This is a genomic window from Vibrio sp. SCSIO 43155 (assembly GCF_023716605.1).
In the GTDB taxonomy this organism is placed as follows: Bacteria; Pseudomonadota; Gammaproteobacteria; order Enterobacterales; family Vibrionaceae; genus Vibrio; species Vibrio harveyi.
In genome coordinates, this window is the sequence record NZ_CP071852.1 from 1,335,880 (window position 1) to 1,355,521 (window position 19,642).

19 protein-coding genes, 1 riboswitch and 1 other annotated feature are annotated in these 19,642 nt (G+C 43.7%); of the genes, 14 read left to right on the forward strand and 5 right to left on the reverse strand.

The genetic code is table 11. The features are described from left to right. The first annotated feature begins 28 nt into the window (after window positions 1-28). The 9 genes from htpX (at window position 29) to J4N44_RS06175 (ending at window position 7,269) form a co-directional block, all read left to right on the forward strand. On the forward strand, window positions 29-898 hold the full coding sequence (gene htpX, locus J4N44_RS06135) for a protease HtpX (protein ID WP_252044969.1): 870 nt from the start codon (window positions 29-31) through the stop codon (window positions 896-898). A gap of 228 nt (window positions 899-1,126) precedes the next feature. Beyond that, window positions 1,127-1,546, forward strand: coding sequence for a nuclear transport factor 2 family protein (locus J4N44_RS06140; protein ID WP_005450787.1), 420 nt, complete (start codon window positions 1,127-1,129; stop codon window positions 1,544-1,546). Next, a complete protein-coding gene (locus J4N44_RS06145) occupies window positions 1,543-2,268 on the forward strand; it encodes an SDR family oxidoreductase (RefSeq protein WP_017819149.1) in 726 nt (241 codons plus the stop codon). Before J4N44_RS06140 ends, J4N44_RS06145 begins: the two co-directional genes overlap by 4 nt. A gap of 12 nt (window positions 2,269-2,280) precedes the next feature. After that, complete coding sequence (locus J4N44_RS06150) at window positions 2,281-3,591, forward strand: NAD(P)/FAD-dependent oxidoreductase (protein ID WP_152163533.1); 1,311 nt, start codon at window positions 2,281-2,283, stop codon at window positions 3,589-3,591. 1 nt (window position 3,592) lies between these two features. Then, window positions 3,593-4,414: a DUF1365 domain-containing protein gene (locus J4N44_RS06155; protein WP_252044970.1), complete on the forward strand. Its 822-nt coding sequence runs from the start codon at window positions 3,593-3,595 to the stop codon at window positions 4,412-4,414. Continuing rightward, on the forward strand, window positions 4,408-5,664 hold the full coding sequence (locus tag J4N44_RS06160; RefSeq protein ID WP_038897435.1) for an SAM-dependent methyltransferase: 1,257 nt from the start codon (window positions 4,408-4,410) through the stop codon (window positions 5,662-5,664). Before J4N44_RS06155 ends, J4N44_RS06160 begins: the two co-directional genes overlap by 7 nt. A gap of 6 nt (window positions 5,665-5,670) precedes the next feature. After that, window positions 5,671-6,183, forward strand: a complete 513-nt coding sequence (locus J4N44_RS06165) for a DUF2878 domain-containing protein (RefSeq protein ID WP_050903429.1) — start codon at window positions 5,671-5,673, stop codon at window positions 6,181-6,183. Beyond that, a complete protein-coding gene (locus J4N44_RS06170; protein WP_252044971.1) occupies window positions 6,143-6,736 on the forward strand; it encodes a chalcone isomerase family protein in 594 nt (197 codons plus the stop codon). The genes J4N44_RS06165 and J4N44_RS06170 overlap by 41 nt, the downstream gene beginning before the upstream one ends. 14 nt (window positions 6,737-6,750) lie before the next feature. Next, on the forward strand, window positions 6,751-7,269 hold the full coding sequence (locus J4N44_RS06175) for a DUF3833 domain-containing protein (RefSeq protein WP_252045087.1): 519 nt from the start codon (window positions 6,751-6,753) through the stop codon (window positions 7,267-7,269). Between the two features lie 186 nt (window positions 7,270-7,455). On the opposite strand, the gene purB is transcribed toward J4N44_RS06175, so the two are convergent. From purB to mnmA, 3 genes are all read right to left on the reverse strand, one after another. Then, window positions 7,456-8,826 (reverse strand): adenylosuccinate lyase, encoded by a 1,371-nt coding sequence (gene purB / locus J4N44_RS06180; protein ID WP_152163532.1) that lies wholly within the window; start codon window positions 8,824-8,826, stop codon window positions 7,456-7,458. Window positions 8,827-8,979: 153 nt separating this feature from the next. Next, complete coding sequence (gene hflD, locus J4N44_RS06185) at window positions 8,980-9,597, reverse strand: high frequency lysogenization protein HflD (RefSeq protein WP_017819156.1); 618 nt, start codon at window positions 9,595-9,597, stop codon at window positions 8,980-8,982. A 10-nt stretch (window positions 9,598-9,607) separates the two neighbouring features. Next, complete coding sequence (gene mnmA / locus J4N44_RS06190; RefSeq protein ID WP_049536224.1) at window positions 9,608-10,732, reverse strand: tRNA 2-thiouridine(34) synthase MnmA; 1,125 nt, start codon at window positions 10,730-10,732, stop codon at window positions 9,608-9,610. Between the two features lie 190 nt (window positions 10,733-10,922). On the opposite strand from mnmA, the gene J4N44_RS06195 reads away from it, so the two are divergent. Both J4N44_RS06195 and J4N44_RS06200 read left to right on the forward strand, forming a co-directional pair. Next, window positions 10,923-11,192 carry a hypothetical protein gene (locus J4N44_RS06195; protein ID WP_005450775.1) on the forward strand — a complete coding sequence of 90 codons (270 nt, stop codon included), beginning with the start codon at window positions 10,923-10,925 and terminating at the stop codon, window positions 11,190-11,192. Window positions 11,193-11,309: 117 nt separating this feature from the next. Next, complete coding sequence (locus J4N44_RS06200; protein ID WP_005450773.1) at window positions 11,310-12,614, forward strand: inosine/guanosine kinase; 1,305 nt, start codon at window positions 11,310-11,312, stop codon at window positions 12,612-12,614. A 136-nt stretch (window positions 12,615-12,750) separates the two neighbouring features. Here J4N44_RS06200 and J4N44_RS06205 read toward each other — a convergent pair whose 3' ends face one another. Beyond that, window positions 12,751-13,158 carry an H-NS family histone-like protein gene (locus J4N44_RS06205; RefSeq protein ID WP_005450770.1) on the reverse strand — a complete coding sequence of 136 codons (408 nt, stop codon included), beginning with the start codon at window positions 13,156-13,158 and terminating at the stop codon, window positions 12,751-12,753. A gap of 600 nt (window positions 13,159-13,758) precedes the next feature. Next, window positions 13,759-13,940: riboswitch (Lysine riboswitch) on the forward strand. Between the two features lie 109 nt (window positions 13,941-14,049). Here J4N44_RS06205 and tet(35) point away from each other — a divergent pair. Then, window positions 14,050-15,651 carry a tetracycline efflux Na+/H+ antiporter family transporter Tet(35) gene (tet(35), locus tag J4N44_RS06210; RefSeq protein ID WP_047513512.1) on the forward strand — a complete coding sequence of 534 codons (1,602 nt, stop codon included), beginning with the start codon at window positions 14,050-14,052 and terminating at the stop codon, window positions 15,649-15,651. Between the two features lie 279 nt (window positions 15,652-15,930). On the opposite strand, the gene J4N44_RS06215 is transcribed toward tet(35), so the two are convergent. Next, entirely contained in the window at window positions 15,931-16,887 is a 957-nt protein-coding gene (locus J4N44_RS06215) for a sigma-54 interaction domain-containing protein (protein WP_252045088.1), read from the reverse strand. 363 nt (window positions 16,888-17,250) lie between these two features. Continuing rightward, window positions 17,251-17,389: a sequence feature (His leader region), on the forward strand. A gap of 53 nt (window positions 17,390-17,442) precedes the next feature. Between J4N44_RS06215 and hisG the strand changes: the two genes are divergently transcribed. Further along, complete coding sequence (gene hisG, locus J4N44_RS06220) at window positions 17,443-18,339, forward strand: ATP phosphoribosyltransferase (RefSeq protein WP_005450765.1); 897 nt, start codon at window positions 17,443-17,445, stop codon at window positions 18,337-18,339. A 5-nt stretch (window positions 18,340-18,344) separates the two neighbouring features. Continuing rightward, a complete protein-coding gene (gene hisD / locus J4N44_RS06225) occupies window positions 18,345-19,637 on the forward strand; it encodes a histidinol dehydrogenase (RefSeq protein ID WP_009699819.1) in 1,293 nt (430 codons plus the stop codon). The last annotated feature ends 5 nt before the right edge of the window (window positions 19,638-19,642 follow it).

Sequence of the window (19,642 nt, forward strand, 5' to 3'; positions counted from 1 at the left end):
AAACGATAAGCTTCCTCGGAGAAAAGTAATGAAGCGAATTATGTTATTCCTAGCAACTAACCTAGCTGTTGTGCTAGTGCTTAGTGTTGTTCTGAATATTGTTTACGCTGTAACTGGAATGCAACCAGGCAGTCTATCTGGTCTACTTGTGATGGCTGCTGTATTTGGTTTTGGTGGCGCATTTATTTCGTTAATGATGTCTAAGGGCATGGCACTGCGTTCTGTGGGTGGCATGGTCATCGAAAGTCCTCGTAACGAAACAGAGCATTGGCTTCTTGAAACGGTTGGACGTCAAGCTCAGCAAGCTGGCATTGGTATGCCAACTGTTGCAATTTATGACTCTGCGGACATCAACGCATTCGCAACGGGTGCAAAACGCGACGATTCATTGGTTGCAGTTTCTACCGGTCTGCTACACAACATGACCCGTGATGAAGCAGAAGCGGTATTGGCGCACGAAGTTAGCCACATCGCTAATGGTGACATGGTAACGATGACGCTAATGCAAGGCGTGGTGAATACGTTTGTTATCTTCCTATCTCGCTTTATCGCAAATATTATTGCTTCTAACGATGATGAGGAAGGTCAAGGTACCAACATGATGGTTTACTTTGGTGTATCTATGGTACTTGAACTGGTATTCGGGTTCCTAGCAAGTTTCTTAACCATGTGGTACAGCCGCCATCGTGAATTCCACGCAGACGCAGGGGCTGCTCAATTAGTCGGTAAAGAGAAGATGATCGCAGCACTAGAGCGCTTGAAGATGAGCCACGAATCTCAACTAGATGGCACTATGATGGCATTTGGTATTAACGGTAAGCGCTCGATGACAGAACTTCTAATGAGCCACCCACCGTTAGATAAACGTATTGCAGCGCTACGTAGCCAACAATACTAATCACGTTGTAAGCTAACAGTTCAACTTACTGCTAGTTAAAATTTTGAAAAGGCTTGGTTTTTTAACCAAGCCTTTTTTTGTGTCTGTTGATCTCTGCTGTACTTCATCACGTATCACTGTTCAGAAACAAAGTTATACAAAAATATTTTTGTACAACTTTTCATGATTAGTCTATCTTGTACATATGATATTTTTGTACAACTTTTGATGTGGTATAGGAGCAAAGGAATGGACATTCAGTCAGTTGGCAACATATATCAGAAGTTGAGTAAAGCAAACTTGCATTTGCTTGAAGGGGTTTACCACCGAGATGTGGTGTTTGAAGATGCAGCCCATCGATTAGAAGGGTGGCCTGCACTTTCCGATTACTTTCAGTCCTTATACACCAATGTCATTCGCTGTGACTTCGTTATCCATGACCATCAACAAGTCGGAGAAACTGGGTTTCTCACTTGGACGATGGATTTACAACATCCTAAGCTTCAAAAGGGTGCGCCGATATCTGTAAATGGTGTATCCCACCTTAAGTTTTGTGAAGGGCAAGTCATTTACCATCGTGATTATTTTGATTTGGGCGAAATGCTCTACGAGAACCTACCGCTCCTAGGTTCTGTCGTCAAAACCATTAAACAGAGGTTAGGGCAATGAGTGGCTCAGTACTTATCACCGGGGCAACTTCAGGCATTGGTAAACAGCTCGCCTTGGATTATGCCAATGAAGGTTGGAAAGTGATTGCATGTGGTCGTAACGAAGCTGTATTGGCTGAGCTAGAAAAAGGTTCAACCAACATGTCGACTTTACGCTTCGACGTGACTCAGTACGACGAAACAATTCAAGCTCTCTCTCAACTGCCGTTTATCCCTGAAACTTGGATTTTCAATGCCGGTGACTGTGAATACATGGATGATGGCATTGTTGATGCGCAACTCATGGCGCGTGTTATGAACGTTAACGTCGTTGGTGTGGCCAATTGTGTCGAAGCGTGTCAGGGGCAATTTGAACGTGGGCATCGCGTAGTAATTGTCGGGTCAATCGCGTCAGAGGTCGCATTGCCTCGTGCTGAAGCCTACGGCGCTTCAAAAGCAGCCGTCAGTTACTTTGCACGTACGCTAGCCGTCGATTTGAAGAAGAAAGGTATCAAAGTGGTGACGGTGTTCCCTGGCTTTGTCGAAACGCCACTTACTGACAAAAACACGTTTGACATGCCGATGATTGTTTCTGTCAATCAGGCTTCAGCTGCGATTCGAAAACAGTTGGATGCCAACAAAAGCCATATTTATTTCCCGGCGAGATTCACCGGTGTTCTGCGTTTTATCTCGTTGCTTCCGTATAGCTGGCAAGCTCGGCTTACCTCAAAACTCGCATCATAAGAAGGAAGAATCATGAATACGGCAGGAAGAAAAAAAATCGCCATCGTAGGTACAGGGATATCTGGTCTCACATGTGGCTATTACTTACATAAAGAACATGACGTGACGTTGTTTGAAGCGAATGATTACGTTGGTGGTCATACGGCGACTGTTGATGTCAGTCTTGATGGTAAAGAGTATGCAATCGACACTGGGTTTATCGTATACAACGATCGTACATACCCAAACTTCATAGAAATGATGGATGAGATTGGCGTTGAAGGCATTCCTACTCAGATGAGCTTCAGCGTCAGAAACGATGGTAATGGATTGGAGTACAACGGACACACTGTAACGACATTGTTTGCTCAAAAACGAAATTGGGCAAATCCAAAGTTCTATCGTTTTATTTTTGAAATCCTTCGCTTCAACAAACTGGCTAAAAGCTTTGCCAATGAACAGTTAACTAATAACCAGACGTTGGGAGCGTTTCTGGATGAGCACAAATTCAGTGCTTTCTTTACCGACAACTACATCTTGCCGATGGGCGCTGCAATTTGGTCGTCGACACTAGCGGATATGCGTGCATTCCCGCTTATGTTTTTCTTACGCTTCTTCCTCAACCACGGTTTGTTGGATATTACAAATCGCCCACAATGGTACGTGGTTAAAGGTGGCTCTCGCTCTTACATTACGCCTCTAACGAAAGGCTATGCCAATGATATTCGTCTAAACAGCCCTGTAGAGAAAGTTATCCGAACCGAAAATGGCGTAGGTGTTCAGGTTCATGGAGAAACACATTGGTTTGATGACGTTATCTTCGCTTGTCACAGTGATCAAACAATGAGAATGCTAGGAGATATCAGCCAAACCGAGCAGGAAATTCTAGGAGATATGACCTATCAAGCAAACGAGGTTGTACTGCATACGGACACCCGTTTACTCCCAAAACGTAAGGCAGCGTGGGCGTCATGGAATTATCTGCTAGAAGGCAGTGAAGATGAGCAGCAACGACTTCCTTCGCTTACTTACAACATGAATATCCTTCAGCATGTCCAGTCTGAGCATACTTTCTGTGTCACTTTGAACAGTACGGAACAAATCGACCCAAGCAAAATCCTACGCTCATTCACTTATCATCACCCTGTATTTACGACGGAGTCTATCGCTGCGCAGCAACGTAAAGACGAAGTTCAAGGTATACAAGGCACATGGTTCTGCGGTGCTTATTGGTACAACGGTTTCCATGAAGATGGTGTCCGTAGCGCACTCGATGTTGTTCAAGGGCTAGAAGAAAAGTACCGCGAGCAAAATGTGGTTCCTTTTGAAAAAGGCGCGGCATGATATGGATAGTCAGATGAACAGCAGATTATTTATAGGTAACGTCCGTCACCGTCGCTTTACGCCTATAAAGCATGAGTTGAATTACTCACTATTTATGCCAGCCATCGACGTGGACGAGCTCGAAGCGTTAGAGAAAAAAGTATGGGGCTTTGGTTCGCGATGGTGGCATTGGGCACGTTTTAAGCGCAGTGATTATATCGGTGGTAAAGGGTGCGTAAAATCTGCGGTTCAAGACAAACTGGAAGCGCTAGCTGGTGTTCGTTTGACCGGTAAAGTGATAGCGGTTTGTCACTTACGTTATCTAGGGCTCTATTTCAGTCCGGTCAATTTCTACTACGTTTATAACAAAGAAGGGGAATGGAAGTACCTTCTCGCAGAGGTGAGCAACACACCTTGGAATGAACGTCATTATTATGCGGTAGCAGCGGACGAGCAAGATGAAGAGTTTGGGTGGGAGCAGAACAAAGCATTTCATGTTTCTCCTTTCAACCCAATCGACCAACTGTACCGATGGAAAATCAAACCTTTAACAGACAAGCTGAATATTCATTTGGAATGCCGTAAAGGCGAAAAACATTTTGATGCGACTATGGCTATGAAAGCCAAGCCCTTTTCAAGTAATGCCTTGTTGAAATGCTTGATCGTTACGCCGATTCAAACGGTAAAAGTAATGGTTGGTATTTATTGGCACGCACTGAAATTGTGGATTAAAGGCGCACCTTTTTACTCACATCCAAAATACGCTCAATCCAGTAAGGGCGAAGCAAACCATGTGGGTGAAGACAAGAAAAATAATAAGCATAAGGAGAACTCTGCATGTTAAATACAACTTCTATCGCAATGCCGCGTGAATTAACAACAACGCAAAAAGCGGCCCGCGGAGTTCTTTTCCAGTGTCTGCAAAAGATGGAGATTGGATGCTTAACGGTCATTGAGAGCTTCAAGACAGAAACGACTGAGCGTAGCGAGCGTTTTTCGACGCCCAATGGTGAGCATAACGGAGAACCCGTTGCTGCAACTATTGAAGTTAAGCATCCGGGGTTCTACTCCCGAATTCTACAGGGCGGCAGTATCGCTGCGGGTGAAGCCTATATGGATGGGTGGTGGGATAGTCCAGATCTGACAGCATTGATGAAGCTAATGGCGCTTAACATGCGAGCGCTGGATAAGCTTGAAGAGCAGGGCAGCTGGATAACGAGGCTGTTATATAAGGTCAGTCATTGGACCAATCGCAATTCGCAAGAAAATTCGCGCAAAAACATTCACGCTCATTACGATTTAGGCAACAATTTGTATGAAGCATTTCTTGATACGAATATGCTGTACTCGTCGGCCCTGTACAACCAAGTGGATGACTCATTAGAGCAGGCGCAAATCAATAAGATGGAACGCCTGTGTCAACAACTTGAGCTTAAACCTAGCGACCATGTCATTGAAATTGGTACCGGTTGGGGCGCAATGGCGATTTATATGGCTGAGCAGTATGGCTGTCGAGTGACCACGACAACCATTTCTGAAGAACAGTATGCCTACGCAGAACAGAAGATAAATGAGCGTGGTTTGACCGACAAAATTACCTTGCTCAAAGAAGATTACCGAAACTTAACGGGGTCTTATGACAAGCTTGTTTCTATTGAGATGATAGAAGCCGTGGGTAAGCAATTTTTACCTTCTTATATCAAGAAGTGTGAGTCCCTGCTAAAGCCGGGTGGTTTGATGGCTATCCAAGCGATTACTATTGCCGATCAGCGTTACGATTACTACAGCAACAATGTCGACTTCATTCAGAAGTACATTTTCCCCGGCGGCTTTTTACCTTCGGTAACGTCACTCACCCAAGCAACAACTAAACACAGTGACTTGGTGACGCGAGACTTGTTTGATATTGGGTTGGATTACGCCAAGACGCTTAACGAATGGCACCACCGCTTTAATCAATCAGAGCATGACGTGCGTGCGTTTGGTTACGATGATCGCTTTGTACGTATGTGGCGATACTATCTAAGTTACTGTGAAGGTGGGTTTCTAGCTCGCACGATCAGTGCGGTTCATATGACGTTTCAGCGCCCGTAGTTCGTCATGAAAGTGTTTTTAGCGTCAACTTGGTTCCAACTATGCTGGTTTTTAGCTGTGCTTGGAACCTATCAGTGGCAGTCGCTGACCTTAATACTTACATTGCTGACCATAGTACATTGTTGGAGAGTGGAGCCCTCCGCTCTCAAACGTATCGCAATGGTTGTCTTTGTGGGTTTGGTGCTAGACACACTCAATAAGCAATTTTCTGTCTTTATATTTCCGACCACGTGGTTACCCTTATGGCTTACATGTTTGTGGGTTCTGTTCTCTTGGTACGCTTATCAACTTAAGTCAATTTTGTACCGTTTCCCCAAAATTTACGTATCAATAGTAGGTGGTCTCGGAGGCACAGCCAGCTACTTTGCCGGTTGTAAGCTTGAGGCTGTCGAGTTTGGTTTCAGCGTTAGCGCGACACTAGCGATTTTGTTCGTTGAATGGTGTTTGATGATGCTATTGATACTCAAGGTGTACGGAAATGAAAAGTTGGAAGATAAATTGGAAACGGAAACTGACTAGCAGTGTAATAGTCGCCTCCCTATTCTGTGCGGTGCCTTTGCAAGCGCAAAGTGTGACGAGTACAAACGGAGTAACAAATAGCGATTGGCAGCAATGGCAAACTGTCGGCGAAGCGCAGCTCACTTGGTTCGTGTTTGATATCTATAAATCTCGCTTAAAAGCGCCTGAGGGCATATATATGGTGTCCGGTGATATTTCTCCCCATCCATTTGCTCTCGAGATTAACTATCAGCGCGATATCAGTAGAGACCAGCTACTTGATGTGACCGACGAACAATGGCAAAAGCTGGGTTTTACTCAGGCTTATCGCCAGCAGTGGATTTCTGAATTGAACACTATGTTTCCTGACATCAAGAAAGGCGATGAGCTTACCTACCTTACCGATGGTAAAAATGGTCAACTGATTTATCGTCAAGCAGGCAGTAAACCTTACCAGACGGTTGGTTATGTGAATGATGAGCGCCTCAATGATGCCTTTCTTGCAATTTGGTTATCACCACAGACGGAATTCCCAAAACTTCGTAAACAACTGATCGGGCAGGTGAGGCAGTGAAAATAATAAAACGAATGATCAAAACATCGGTTGTCGCTGCTGCAACGTTACTCGGCGCATGTTCAGCTGACATAGATAATTACCAGGTGTCCTCACCGGCTTTTGATCTATTTGGCTACTTTGAAGGCGATGTCAAAGCGTGGGGGATGGTTCAAGATTACACCGAGAAGCAAACTCGCCGCTTTGAAGTCGATATTGTTGGAACGGTTGAAGGCAATGAGTTGACGCTGGTGGAAGACTTTGTCTTTGACGATGGTGAACTTGACCAGCGAATCTGGGTCATTACCAAACTAGCAGACGGTACTTATCAGGGGAAAGCGGATGATATTATTGGTGTCGCTACGGGCAAAGAGGTAGGAAACGCTCTGCAATGGCAGTACGATTTTGAGCTAAAAATGGATGATTCAACTATCACGGTTTCATTTGATGACTGGCTCTACCGCCAAGACGAAATGCACGTGTTTAATCTCACTAAGATCAAGAAGTTTGGGATCGAAGTAGGGACGATTACTCTGTTTTTTCAGAGGCAATAAAATTGCTGGTAATGCTGGTCTTCGAGATTCGAGATTCGAGATTCGAGATTCGAGAACGCTTCGCTTCATGAATAGAGCCTTATCCATTATTCCGAATCACTGCGCTGCATAGGGTGCAGTTCGTTCCCCCTAAAATAAAGAAAGGGTTGACGCTTTCACGTCAACCCTCTTTATTATTCGATTCTCTTACAGCTTGTCTGTCAACTCAATTGCTTGACCGATGTAGTTCGCTGGTGTCATCTCTTTAAGTCGCGCTTTCTCGTGCTCAGGAAGCTCAAGACCGTCGATGAAGTTACGCATTGCTTCACCATCTACACGCTTACCACGAGTCAGTTCTTTTAGTTTCTCGTAAGGCTTCTCGATGCCGTAACGACGCATTACTGTTTGTACTGGTTCTGCCAGTACTTCCCAGTTCTTGTCTAGTTCAGCAAGAAGTGCTTCGCGGTTTACTTCTAGCTTGCTGATGCCTTTAAGCGTAGAAGTGTAAGCGATAATTGCGTAGCCAACACCAACACCAAGGTTACGTAGAACTGTTGAGTCAGTTAGGTCACGTTGCCAACGAGAGATAGGTAGTTTCTGTGCTAGGTGACCGAATACAGCGTTCGCAAGACCTAGGTTACCTTCTGAGTTTTCAAAGTCGATTGGGTTAACTTTGTGAGGCATTGTTGAAGAGCCAATCTCACCAGCAATGGTTTTTTGCTTGAAGTGACCTAGTGCGATGTAACCCCAAACGTCACGGTCGAAGTCAATCAGGATAGTGTTGAAACGAGCGATAGCGTCGAACAGTTCAGCGATGTAATCGTGCGGTTCGATCTGAGTTGTGTAAGGGTTCCAAGTTACGCCTAGAGACTCTGTGATGAACTCTTCAGAGAACTTGTGCCAATCTAGCTCTGGGTAAGCAGAAAGGTGTGCGTTGTAGTTACCTACTGCACCGTTGATTTTCGCTAGGATCTCAACGTTTTCGATTTGCTTGAATTGACGCTCCATACGGTACGCCACGTTTGCCATTTCTTTACCCATTGTTGATGGAGAAGCTGGCTGACCGTGTGTACGAGATAGAAGAGGAATGTCGCGGTATTCCACTGCTAGCGCTTTGATAGCGTCGATTAGGTTACGCATTTCTGGAAGAATCACGTTCTCACGCGCTTCTTTAAGCATAAGAGCGTGTGAAGTGTTGTTGATGTCTTCAGAAGTACATGCAAAGTGGAAGAACTCGTTTACTGCGTGCAGTTCAGGAACGTCTGCTACTTTCTCTTTTAGGAAGTACTCAACCGCTTTAACGTCGTGGTTAGTTGTACGCTCGATCTCTTTGATTCGGCGTGCATCTTCTTCAGAGAAGTTTGCAGCAAGGTCGTCTAGGAATTGGTTTGCTTCTGCGCTAAACGCTGGCACTTCTGCAATTTCAGCAGTAGCAGCAAGCTTTTGTAGCCAGCGGATTTCAACGATAGTACGGTACTTTAGTAGACCGTATTCACTGAAAATTTCGCGTAACGCAATTGTCTTGCTTCCGTAACGGCCGTCTACTGGTGAAACAGCAGTCAATGCTGACAGTTCCATGATGTTCTCCTGAATTGGGTTTCTAAATTTCGTGAGCTTTATACCAATAACTGTGGCAATTGTCACGAATATTGCGCAAACGTTTGCGCGAGATTTGTTTTGGTCGAAAAAAATGAGCTCGCGATAAACGCGAGCTGCTTACTTGATACCTTATTACATTCGAGCAAGAAGGATTTGTGCTTGCTCTACCATCTTCTTGCGTCCGAAGATCAGGTGGCGACGTTTACCGCCAACTTGACGCCAGAGTACTGCGCTACGAATACCCGATAACAACAACGCACGAACTTTGTGCTGGTTAGCGGTTTGTTGCAGTACAGATGGAGTACCAGTTACTTGAATACGAGGACCAATAGGGCTGACTACATCCAAGTAAATGCTCGCTAGGTTGCTGATCATTTGATCATCTAGCAATTCAAAATGTTCCGTTTGACGCTGAGCCATTTGAATGCGGTCACCAAGTTGTGACATTGCATCGTTACGACTCGATAGCTTGCGCTCTAATGCCATTAGGCTGATGATGTAGCGAGTGACTTCACTTCCAGATGGGGTGCTATCAATCCCTTTCACCAAGCATTCAAGACCCAGCTTAAGGTCGGCTTCGCGACCGAAAACACCGATGGTGTTGGCTGGGCTAGTATTCAAAATGGCGTTAATTGACGTTTCAAAGGCATCTTGATCACAATGTCCGTCTCTCGCTACCTGTTGAACCAAAGCAACAGCTTGGCAGATACCTGCAAAAGCGATAGTACGGTCATAAAGTGTATTCGCCACGTAACGACTCCTAAGCTTGAGAATATTTAATGCGTTGCTCGATGATGCCGCCACCAAGGCACACGTCATCTTTATAGAACACGGCTGATTGACCTGGCGTTACAGCAATTTGTGGCTCGTCAAAGATCACTTTAATGTTTTCATCATCGATAGGGATGATTGTACAAGGAATATCTTCCTGACGGTAACGAGTTTTCACTGTGCACTTCATAACATCGCGAATTGGCTCACGATCTACCCAGTGAAGTTGTGATGCAAGTAGACCTTCTGATTTCAGCATTGGGTGGTCTTTACCTTGAACCGCAATCAAAACGTTACGTTCTAGATCTTTCTCACCAACAAACCATGGGTCTTCGTTACCGCCACCGCCTTTACGACCACCGATATGAAGACCTTTGCGTTGACCTAATGTGTGGTACATCAAACCTTGATGCTGACCGATCACTTCGCCTTCTGGCGTTTCGATATTACCCGGTTGAGCAGGAAGGTAACGACCTAGGAATTCCGTAAACTTACGTTCACCGATGAAACAGATACCGGTAGAATCTTTCTTCTTCGCTGTGATCAGGTCTTGCTCTTCTGCGATACGGCGCACTTCTGGCTTCTCTAAATCACCAACAGGGAATAGGCTACGTGCAATCTGCTCGTGGCTTAATGTGTATAGGAAGTAGCTCTGGTCTTTGTTGCCATCTAGACCACGTAGCATTTGTGGTTTTTCACCGTTTTCAGGGAAAGAACGACGCACATAGTGACCCATTGCGATGTAATCTGCATCAAGCACTTCATCCGCAAATTCTAGAAATGCTTTGAATTTGATTTCTTTGTTACAAAGAATGTCTGGGTTTGGTGTACGACCTGCTTTGTATTCCGCAAGGAAGTATTCAAATACATTATCCCAGTATTCAGCAGCAAAGTTGATAGTGTGTAGGTGGATGCCTAGCTTGTCACATACTGCCTGCGCATCAGCAAGATCTTCTGCTGCTGTACAATATTCTTCGTTGTCATCTTCTTCCCAGTTCTTCATGAACAGGCCTTCTACTTGGTAGCCTTGTTGCTTTAGAAGATACGCAGAAACAGATGAATCAACGCCGCCGGACATACCGACGATGACTTTCTTTTGGCTGTTATCAGACATTACTAAACACCACTAAAATTAACGGGACGCAGATTCTACCAGAATCCACTGACCGGTGACAGATCCGAGATCGAAATCACACTTCGATTTTGGCTTAAATTTATCCAAATGCGAACGTGAGTATTAAATTCGATAAGTATAGAAGGGTTATATATGGCATAGTTGGCAAAAATCCAAGAGGAAAAATCAAATGACTGAAGAAAACCAATTTATGCAAGAAGCTGAGTTGATTGAAATTGTTGAAAATCAACTTGAAGATGGTAATCCACTTAAGGTGAAAGAAACGCTGATGCGTCTAATGATGACAGGCACACCACGTGAAGATGCGGTGGCGATGATGGCGTGTGCTATGTCTATTGAGATTTTTGACGTAATGAAGAACGGTGGGGAGTTCGACCTTAAGCGTTACAGTGAACACCTCGAACAACTGCCAGATCTTGGTTTCATGGAAGGCGAATAGGGCGATTGAAAGAAAAAAGCGGACTGCAAACGTTTGCTATAATTGCCTTTATTGCTGCTTTAATGACGGCGGTATAGAATCCGTTCTCCTTTTCATCCCCTTACTCAGACTAACAATATGAAATTTCCTGGACAACGCAAATCGAAGCACTATTTTCCTGTTCATGCTCGTGACCCATTGGTGAGCCAAGCACAAGAAAGCAAAAAGATGACGCGCACTCACATCATCGGCATTGACCAAACGCTGGTTGATATTGAAGCGAAAGTTACAACGGATGTGATTGAAAAGTACGGTTTGAGTAAAGGACACTCGTTGGTAATTGATGACGCGACTGCAGAAGCGCTATACCAACAGCTAAAAGAAGAATGCTTAATTACCAATGAGTATGCTGGTGGCACAATTGGTAACACGCTACACAACTATTCTGTGTTAGCGGATGACCGTTCAACGCTTTTGGGTGTAATGAGTCAGGACATCAAAATTGGTAGCTACGGTTACCGCTACCTATGTAACACTTCTAGCCGTATGGACCTGAACTACCTACAAGGTGTTGAAGGTGCCATCGGTCGCTGTTTCGCTCTGATTACAGAAGATGGTGAACGTACTTTCGCAATCAGTGAAGGTCAAATGAACCAACTTCACCCAGACAACATCCCTGAGAAAATCTTCAAGAGCGCGTCTGCGTTAGTACTGACTGCTTACCTAGTTCGTTGTAAAGAAGGCGACCCAATGCCGGAAGCAACGATGCGTGCAATTGAATACGCGAAGAAACATGATGTTCCTGTGGTACTAACACTAGGAACTAAATTTGTTATTCAAGATGACCCAACATTCTGGCAAGAATTTATTCGTGACAATGTATCCGTTGTTGCAATGAATGAAGACGAAGCGGAAGCGCTGACGGGCGAATCTGATCCGCTAGCGGCGTCGGATAAGACGCTTGAGTGGGCTGACCTTGTGCTATGTACAGCAGGTCCTGTTGGTCTATTTATGGCGGGTTATACAGAAGAAAGCGCGAAGCGTGAAACGTCGTTGCCGCTGCTTCCTGGTTCTATTGCCGAATTCAACCGTTTTGAATTTAGCCGACCTGCAAAGAAAGACTCATGTGAAAATGCAATCAAAGTATATTCACATATCTCCCCATACATGGGTGGCCCAGAAAAAATTAAAAATACTAATGGCGCAGGTGATGCAGCATTGTCAGCAGTACTTCACGATATGGCTGCAAATAAATACCACAAAGAAAATGTGCCTAACTCTAGCAAGCACAGCAATGAGTATTTAACTTACTCTTCGTTCTCTCAAGTTTGTAAATACGCAAACCGCGCGAGTTACGAAGTGTTAGTGCAGCATTCACCACGTCTTTCTCGTGGTCTTCCTGAGCGCGAAGATAGTTTAGAAGAAGCATACTGGGAACGTTAATAGATTCTGTTGAATTAACCAACTTCTCACATACGCAAAAAATGGCGCATTCAAAATGCGCCATTTTTGTATCTATTTACAGACAAATAAAAAAGGCTCCCATAGGGAACCTTTTTAAAATTTCATAAATCTATTCTTAGATTAGGAAATCATCTAGAGATTTACCTGCATCTAGTTGCTCTTGGATTGCAGAAGGTGTACGACCTTGACCTGTCCAAGTTTTCTCTTCACCGCTTACGTCAGTGTATTTGTATTTAGCAGGGCGAGGAGCACGTTTAGTTTTTGCTTTAGTTTTTGTTTCACCAGCAAGTGCACTAATTAGCGCTTCAACATCGATACCGTCTTGAGCGATTTGCTCAGCGATAGCAGCCAGTTTAGCTTCTTGCTCAGCTTGTGCTGCGCGGTCTGCTTCTTCTGCTTCTTGACGCTCTTGAACAACGATAGTTAGTTTATCTAGAGCTTCTTCCAATTGTTCTAGAGTCAGCTCACGAGAAAATGCACGAAGGCTACGGATATTTAGAAGTGTTTTAGTCAGCTCTGACATGACGATTCCTATTAATAGGTTAAAAGATTCTACATCGCTTATCGATAAGATAAATTAAATGTGAATCTAGAAATAAACATAGAGTCCTTATATTTAACTTTATCTTTCTGATATGTGCAAATGCTAATTCATGATTTAGATTAAATTTCTTTAGTTTTTTCGGGTTCTAACAATATTAATTAATCAATTTGAAATTTAATTAGCCACTTCAGACAATTTTTACTTAATAGATACGGTCTTTTTCTCGATCGCTATCATGTTTATTTATAGCTTGAATTAAATTTCCCTTTTTCTGACAGAAAAGGATTAGATGGCAAATGCTATCACTGTCATATTTCATTCATTTATTGTTGCACGTAAAACTATGGCGTATTTAATAGTAGTAATAAAGTTTCATAATGGACAAGGTTGAAGTGATTGCAGTTGCGCAATGTATGATTTGGTCACATTTCATTTATAAATCGAAATCGCGATTATTTATTCATTTAATTTAGTTTGATGTGTTGCAATGGGAGGCTTCATAGGTACAATGACAACCACCTGATGCAATATTGCAGATAAATTGTTGTTAATTTGTACGATTAGCGGTTAATTGTTTGTTATTGCCGTAGAGGTGCAGTCTCGAAGAGTAGCTATTATTGGGGTGATGCCAATGAATAATAGTGGAAGGCGAAGATTGCCGAAGTAAGTGGGTCTATCGAAACCACTTGCTGGGGTTGTCTCTGAAAGGAACAACACTGCCATAGTATATTTACATTAAACTATGGAGCGCTACTGTAGGGTTGGGTGAAGTGTTCGCTTCCCTGTCGCTAAGTTCAACATGAGCACGTACCGTATGCTACGTGACTTGTCTGCAGTAGATCTCTAGCCAAACTTTGGTTTTTGAAGATCATGAATTTAATAGATTTTGCACATTCTCCTGTTTCGTTATTACCGCCTATTGTCGCGCTGACGCTGGCGATTCTAACTCGACGTGTTTTAGTTTCTCTTGGTGTTGGTATCGTGCTGGGTGCGGTACTTCTTAACGATTGGTCTATCGGTAATACGGTAGGTTATGTAAGTTCTCAAGTTTCTTCTGTCTTTATTGAAGACGGTGGTATCAATACTTGGAACATGAGTATTGTTGGCTTCCTTATTCTTTTAGGTATGACAACAGCGTTGTTAACACTTTCTGGTGGTACTCGTGCTTTCGCTGAATGGGCGCAAACACGCGTAAAAAGTAAACGTGGCTCTAAACTTCTTGCAGCTTTCCTTGGCGTATTCATTTTTGTCGACGATTACTTTAACAGTCTTGCTGTTGGTGCGATCTCTCGTCCAGTAACTGACCGCTTTTACGTCTCTCGCGCTAAGCTAGCGTACATCTTAGACTCCACAGCAGCACCTATGTGTGTGATCATGCCAGCATCAAGCTGGGGTGCATACATCATTACTATTATCGGTGGTATCTTGGTGTCACATGGCATCACAGAATATTCTGCACTAGGCGCTTATGTTCGCCTTATCCCAATGAACTTCTACGCTGTGTTTGCTTTGCTAATGGTATTCGCAGTGGCATGGTTTGGTTTGGATATTGGTAAGATGCGTGATCACGAAATCGCGGCGTCTCAAGGCCGTGGTTTCGATAAAGATAAAGAAAATGATACTCAAGAAGCGCATGAGCTAAATGAAGAGCTAGATATCCGTGAAAGTGAGAAGGGTAAGGTTTCTGACCTAGTTCTTCCAATCGTTACGCTTATTGTGGCAACGATTGCTTCAATGCTTTACACCGGTGGTCAAGCACTAGCAGCAGATGGCAAAGAATTTGCTTTGTTAGGTGCGTTTGAGAATACTGATGTTGGTACTTCTCTAATTTACGGTAGCTTACTTGGTCTTGCTGTCGCGCTATTTACGGTGCTGAAGCAAGGTTTACCAATGGTTGAGATTGCACGTACGCTTTGGATTGGTGCTAAATCAATGTTTGGTGCAATCCTAATCCTAGTGTTTGCTTGGACTATCGGTTCTGTTATCGGTGACATGAAGACAGGTTCTTACCTATCTACAATGGCACAAGGCAACATCAACCCACACTGGCTGCCAGTTATCCTATTCTTGCTGTCTGGTCTAATGGCGTTCTCGACAGGTACTTCATGGGGTACGTTCGGTATCATGCTACCAATCGCGGGCGATATGGCTGGCGCAACAGATGTAGCGCTTATGCTACCAATGCTAAGTGCGGTTCTTGCTGGTGCGGTATTCGGTGACCACTGTTCTCCAATCTCAGATACGACTATCTTGTCATCGACTGGTGCACGTTGTAACCATATCGATCACGTATCAACTCAGTTACCTTATGCATTATCAGTCGCGCTTGTTTCATGCGTTGGCTTTATTGCTCTTGGTATGACGGCTTCAATTGCGTTCTCTTTCATCGCAGCATCGATTACATTCGTTATCGTTTGTGCGATTTTGTCATGGCTTTCAAAGTCAAAAATGGCATCTTGTCAAAACGCGTAAGTTGCTTTTATACAAGCTTATAAAGAGGAAGCTCCGCTATTTCTAGCGGAGCTTTTTTTATACGCGATTTATGGTGAGGGGGGCAAATCGCGTTTTTGGGGATATTTTGTCTAGAAGACTGATATGAATAAGGCAAATAGCATGCCGAACTCAACTTGTTGAATTGTATGTTTTTTTATTTTAAGGAATGGACGCCATTGTCTAACTGATTGATAAACAAGAATTCACCTGTTACACAGTGTTACGTTACAGTTTATCAAGGCTCGAAGTTCAACGGGATCAGACGGGTAGGTTATATTTTTTAATTAAGCGATAGAGTGTGGTTCTGGAGATCCCCAAATGTCTCGCAGCGGCACTCATGTTGTGCTTGTTGTCTTCAATCGTTTTTAGTAGATAATCCAAATCTATTTGTTCGACAGAAGGAAGAAGTTGCCTCTCACTGGTATCTAAACCGAGATCTGCAACATGTAGAGTGTTGTTTTCGCACATAACAATCGCTCTTTGGATCACATTACGAAGCTCTCTTACGTTTCCGGGCCACTTGTGCTTCATTAGCTTGTTTCTAACTTCTGTTGATAGCCCTTGAGACCTTTTATTGGTAAGAGAACTCAAGAAGTATTCTGATAATGTCAGGATGTCTTTGCCACGCTTCCGTAGGGGGGGAATAGTAAGTGGCAGAATATTGAGTCTGTAGAACAGATCCTCGCGAAACGTTCCCTGTATTACTTCATTTTTTAGATCTACGTGACTTGCTGCTATCACACGGCAGTCTACGTCGATGATATTGTCTGCACCCACTTTATGTATTTGCTTACTCTCAAGGAAATGGAGTAAATGTATTTGTAATTCTGGCGGCATATCGCCAATCTCATCGAGAAATAGGGTGCCTCGATTTGCTTTCTGAATAAATCCAATCCTATCGGAGATAGCTCCTGTAAATGCGCCTTTTTCATGACCAAAAAGCTCAGATGCAATCAGTCCACTCGGAATTGCTCCACAATTTACTTCGACAAATGGGAATGAATGCCTGTTGGACAGCTCATGGATGATACGAGCACACATTCCTTTTCCGACCCCTGTTTCACCTTGAATAAGCACCTCAGCGTCGCATCGTGCGTATTTTTTGAGCTTGTTACGAAGTTCATTGATGCACGCACTGTTCCCTATTAAAGGAACCAATGGATCTGCATCTGCCGAATGTCGTTTTAACGTAGTGTCGATTTTTTGCACTTTGATGACTCTTTACTTTTATGCCCCAAAGGAAAGTTTAGTAATGAATGATGTCTCAAATTTGAATCAAGTGTTTCGTTATTGAGACTTTTGTTGCTTGTCGTATTGATGGAATTTTAAACGTTTGTTTTTGCGAGATTTGAGGCTACTAGTTTTTTTATAACAAATTGGTGGCATAAATGAGCTGAATTTGTGTTTCTTTGATGATTGAAATGAAAATAAAGAATAATAATATCAATTGGTTAGTAAAAACATTAGGAAAAGTGCAAATTCGTTGTTGAAAAAAAATTAATCCTTCGTTAGTGTGGTCATTAACGAAGCAACATAATCGAGCCTTAAAATAAGTATGCGTAATTTTGTAATGAACATTCATCACCATCATCACCCAGCCTAGTCTTTCGGGAGATGCACGCATACCCGGGAGATAGGAAACTCCCGGAGGTGAAAATCAAAGTGAAAACAGATTTCAAACCCTCGGGAGACCAACATCTCTCGAGGGTTTTTTAGTTTTACTGGTTTATAAAATATTTTAATTACCGAATCTGGCACAGGGATAAAGCAATGCAAACACAACGCTTAAGAATTGCAATTCAGAAAAAAGGTCGTCTAAGCAAAGAGAGCCAAGCTCTACTTAAAAAATGTGGCGTGAAGTTCAATGTAATGGGTGAGCGCTTAGTTGTTCATTCTGAAAATATGCCAATTGATTTGCTTTTGGTTCGTGACGACGATATTCCAGGTCTAATTATGGATGGCGTGGTTGACTTGGGCTTTATTGGTGAAAACGAATTAGAAGAAGTTCGTCTTGATCGCAAAGCACTGGGTGAACCGTCTGAATTTGTTCAACTTCGTCGACTTGATTTTGGTGGTTGCCGTTTATCTATCGCGATTGATAAAGACGAAGAGTACAACGGTCCTCAAGACTTAGCTGGAAAACGTATCGCTACAACTTACCCGCAACTGTTAAAAGCTTATATGGATGAAGCGGGTGTTCCATTCTCAACATGTATGTTGACAGGCTCAGTAGAAGTTGCTCCTCGCGCTGGTCTTGCTGATGCCATCGCTGACTTGGTCTCTACAGGTGCAACACTGGAAGCGAACGGTCTTAAAGAAGCTGAAATTATCTTCAAATCAAAAGCGACACTGATTCAACGTACTGGCGAATTCGATGCAGACAAAGTGGCGCTAATCGAAAAACTTCTTACCCGCATGCAAGGCGTACAGCAAGCGAAAGAGTCTAAGTACATCATGTTACACGCACCTGCAGAGAAGCTAGACCAAATCAAAGCTCTACTTCCTGGTGCTGAAGACCCAACGGTATTACCTCTATCTGCTGACAAGCAAAAAGTTGCGGTTCACTTGGTAAGTACTGAAAACCTGTTCTGGGAAACCATGGAACAGCTAAAAGAACTGGGTGCCAGCTCAATTCTAGTACTACCAATTGAAAAAATGATGGAGTAATCGCAATGAGAACAGTCGTATGGCAATCGCTAAGTGAAACGCAGCAAGACTCAATCCTAGAACGTCCTGCAATTACAGAAGGTGCGAATATCACTGCCGCGGTTTCTGAAGTAATCGCAAAAGTTCGCAAAGAAGGCGATGCTGCACTATTGGAGCTAACTGAGAAGTTTGACCGAGTGCAGCCGGAATCTATCCGTGTATCAACTCAAGAAATCGATGAGGCATCAGCGCGTCTTTCTGAAAAAATGAAGAACGCACTGGAGCAAGCGTATGAAAACATTGCTAAGTTTCACAAAGCGCAGAAGCCGCAGCCAATCAAAGTAGAAACTCAACCGGGTGTAGTTTGTGAACAGGTAACGCGCCCAATTCAAAAAGTGGGTTTGTACATTCCCGGTGGCAGTGCGCCATTGCCATCGACTGTTTTGATGCTTGGGGTTCCTGCAAAAATTGCAGGCTGTCGTAAAGTGGTGCTTTGTTCTCCACCCCCAATTGCTGACGAGATCCTTTATGTAGCAAAACTGTGTGGCATTGATGAAGTGTACAATGTCGGCGGTGGTCAAGCCGTCGCAGCAATGGCTTACGGAACAGAAACCGTATCTAAAGTTGATAAGATCTTTGGTCCAGGTAACGCTTACGTGACAGAAGCAAAACGTCAGGTAAGTAATGATTTCCGTGGTGCAGCGATTGATATGCCAGCGGGCCCATCAGAAGTGCTAGTGATTGCTGATGAAACGGCAGACCCAGATTTCATTGCAGCGGATTTGTTAAGCCAAGCAGAGCACGGTCCTGACTCTCAAGTGGTTCTTGTGACTCCTTCTCCTGTGCTTGCAGATCAAGTGACGGATGCTGTTCAACGTCAGCTTAAAGAGTTGTCTCGTGCGGACATTGCCGAGCAAGCATTAGCTTCAAGTTTGATTATTATTGCTGAGTCTCTGACTCAATCGGTTTCAATCTCAAATTACTACGGTCCTGAGCACTTAATTGTTCAGACGAAGAACCCACGCGAGCTTCTGCCTCTATTAGACAACGCAGGTTCTATTTTCCTTGGTGATTGGTCGCCTGAATCAGCAGGTGACTACGCATCTGGTACTAACCACGTTCTTCCTACTTACGGTTACACACGTACTTATTCAAGCTTAGGCTTGGCGGACTTCTCTAAGCGTATGACGATTCAAGAGCTATCTGCTGATGGTCTAAAGAACCTTGCCCCTACAGTAGTCACTATGGCTGAAGCAGAAGGCTTAGATGCACACAAACGTGCGGTGACTATCCGTGTAGAAAAATTGGCAGCGAAGTAAGAGGA

Excerpts from the sequence above, each read along its gene's own strand:
- J4N44_RS06195 (WP_005450775.1), top strand. The coding sequence starts at position 10,923 with ATGACTGAAGAAAACCAATTTATGCAAGAAGCTGAGTTGATTGAAATT.
- J4N44_RS06175 (WP_252045087.1), top strand. The coding sequence starts at position 6,751 with ATGATCAAAACATCGGTTGTCGCTGCTGCAACGTTACTCGGCGCATGT.
- J4N44_RS06160 (WP_038897435.1), top strand. The coding sequence starts at position 4,408 with ATGTTAAATACAACTTCTATCGCAATGCCGCGTGAATTAACAACAACG.
- J4N44_RS06200 (WP_005450773.1), top strand. The coding sequence starts at position 11,310 with ATGAAATTTCCTGGACAACGCAAATCGAAGCACTATTTTCCTGTTCAT.
- J4N44_RS06140 (WP_005450787.1), top strand. The coding sequence starts at position 1,127 with ATGGACATTCAGTCAGTTGGCAACATATATCAGAAGTTGAGTAAAGCA.
- mnmA (WP_049536224.1), bottom strand. The coding sequence starts at position 10,732 with ATGTCTGATAACAGCCAAAAGAAAGTCATCGTCGGTATGTCCGGCGGC.
- purB (WP_152163532.1), bottom strand. The coding sequence starts at position 8,826 with ATGGAACTGTCAGCATTGACTGCTGTTTCACCAGTAGACGGCCGTTAC.
- htpX (WP_252044969.1), top strand. The coding sequence starts at position 29 with ATGAAGCGAATTATGTTATTCCTAGCAACTAACCTAGCTGTTGTGCTA.
- J4N44_RS06150 (WP_152163533.1), top strand. The coding sequence starts at position 2,281 with ATGAATACGGCAGGAAGAAAAAAAATCGCCATCGTAGGTACAGGGATA.
- hisD (WP_009699819.1), top strand. The coding sequence starts at position 18,345 with ATGAGAACAGTCGTATGGCAATCGCTAAGTGAAACGCAGCAAGACTCA.
- J4N44_RS06205 (WP_005450770.1), bottom strand. The coding sequence starts at position 13,158 with ATGTCAGAGCTGACTAAAACACTTCTAAATATCCGTAGCCTTCGTGCA.
- J4N44_RS06165 (WP_050903429.1), top strand. The coding sequence starts at position 5,671 with ATGAAAGTGTTTTTAGCGTCAACTTGGTTCCAACTATGCTGGTTTTTA.
- J4N44_RS06170 (WP_252044971.1), top strand. The coding sequence starts at position 6,143 with ATGAAAAGTTGGAAGATAAATTGGAAACGGAAACTGACTAGCAGTGTA.
- J4N44_RS06155 (WP_252044970.1), top strand. The coding sequence starts at position 3,593 with ATGGATAGTCAGATGAACAGCAGATTATTTATAGGTAACGTCCGTCAC.
- hisG (WP_005450765.1), top strand. The coding sequence starts at position 17,443 with ATGCAAACACAACGCTTAAGAATTGCAATTCAGAAAAAAGGTCGTCTA.
- J4N44_RS06145 (WP_017819149.1), top strand. The coding sequence starts at position 1,543 with ATGAGTGGCTCAGTACTTATCACCGGGGCAACTTCAGGCATTGGTAAA.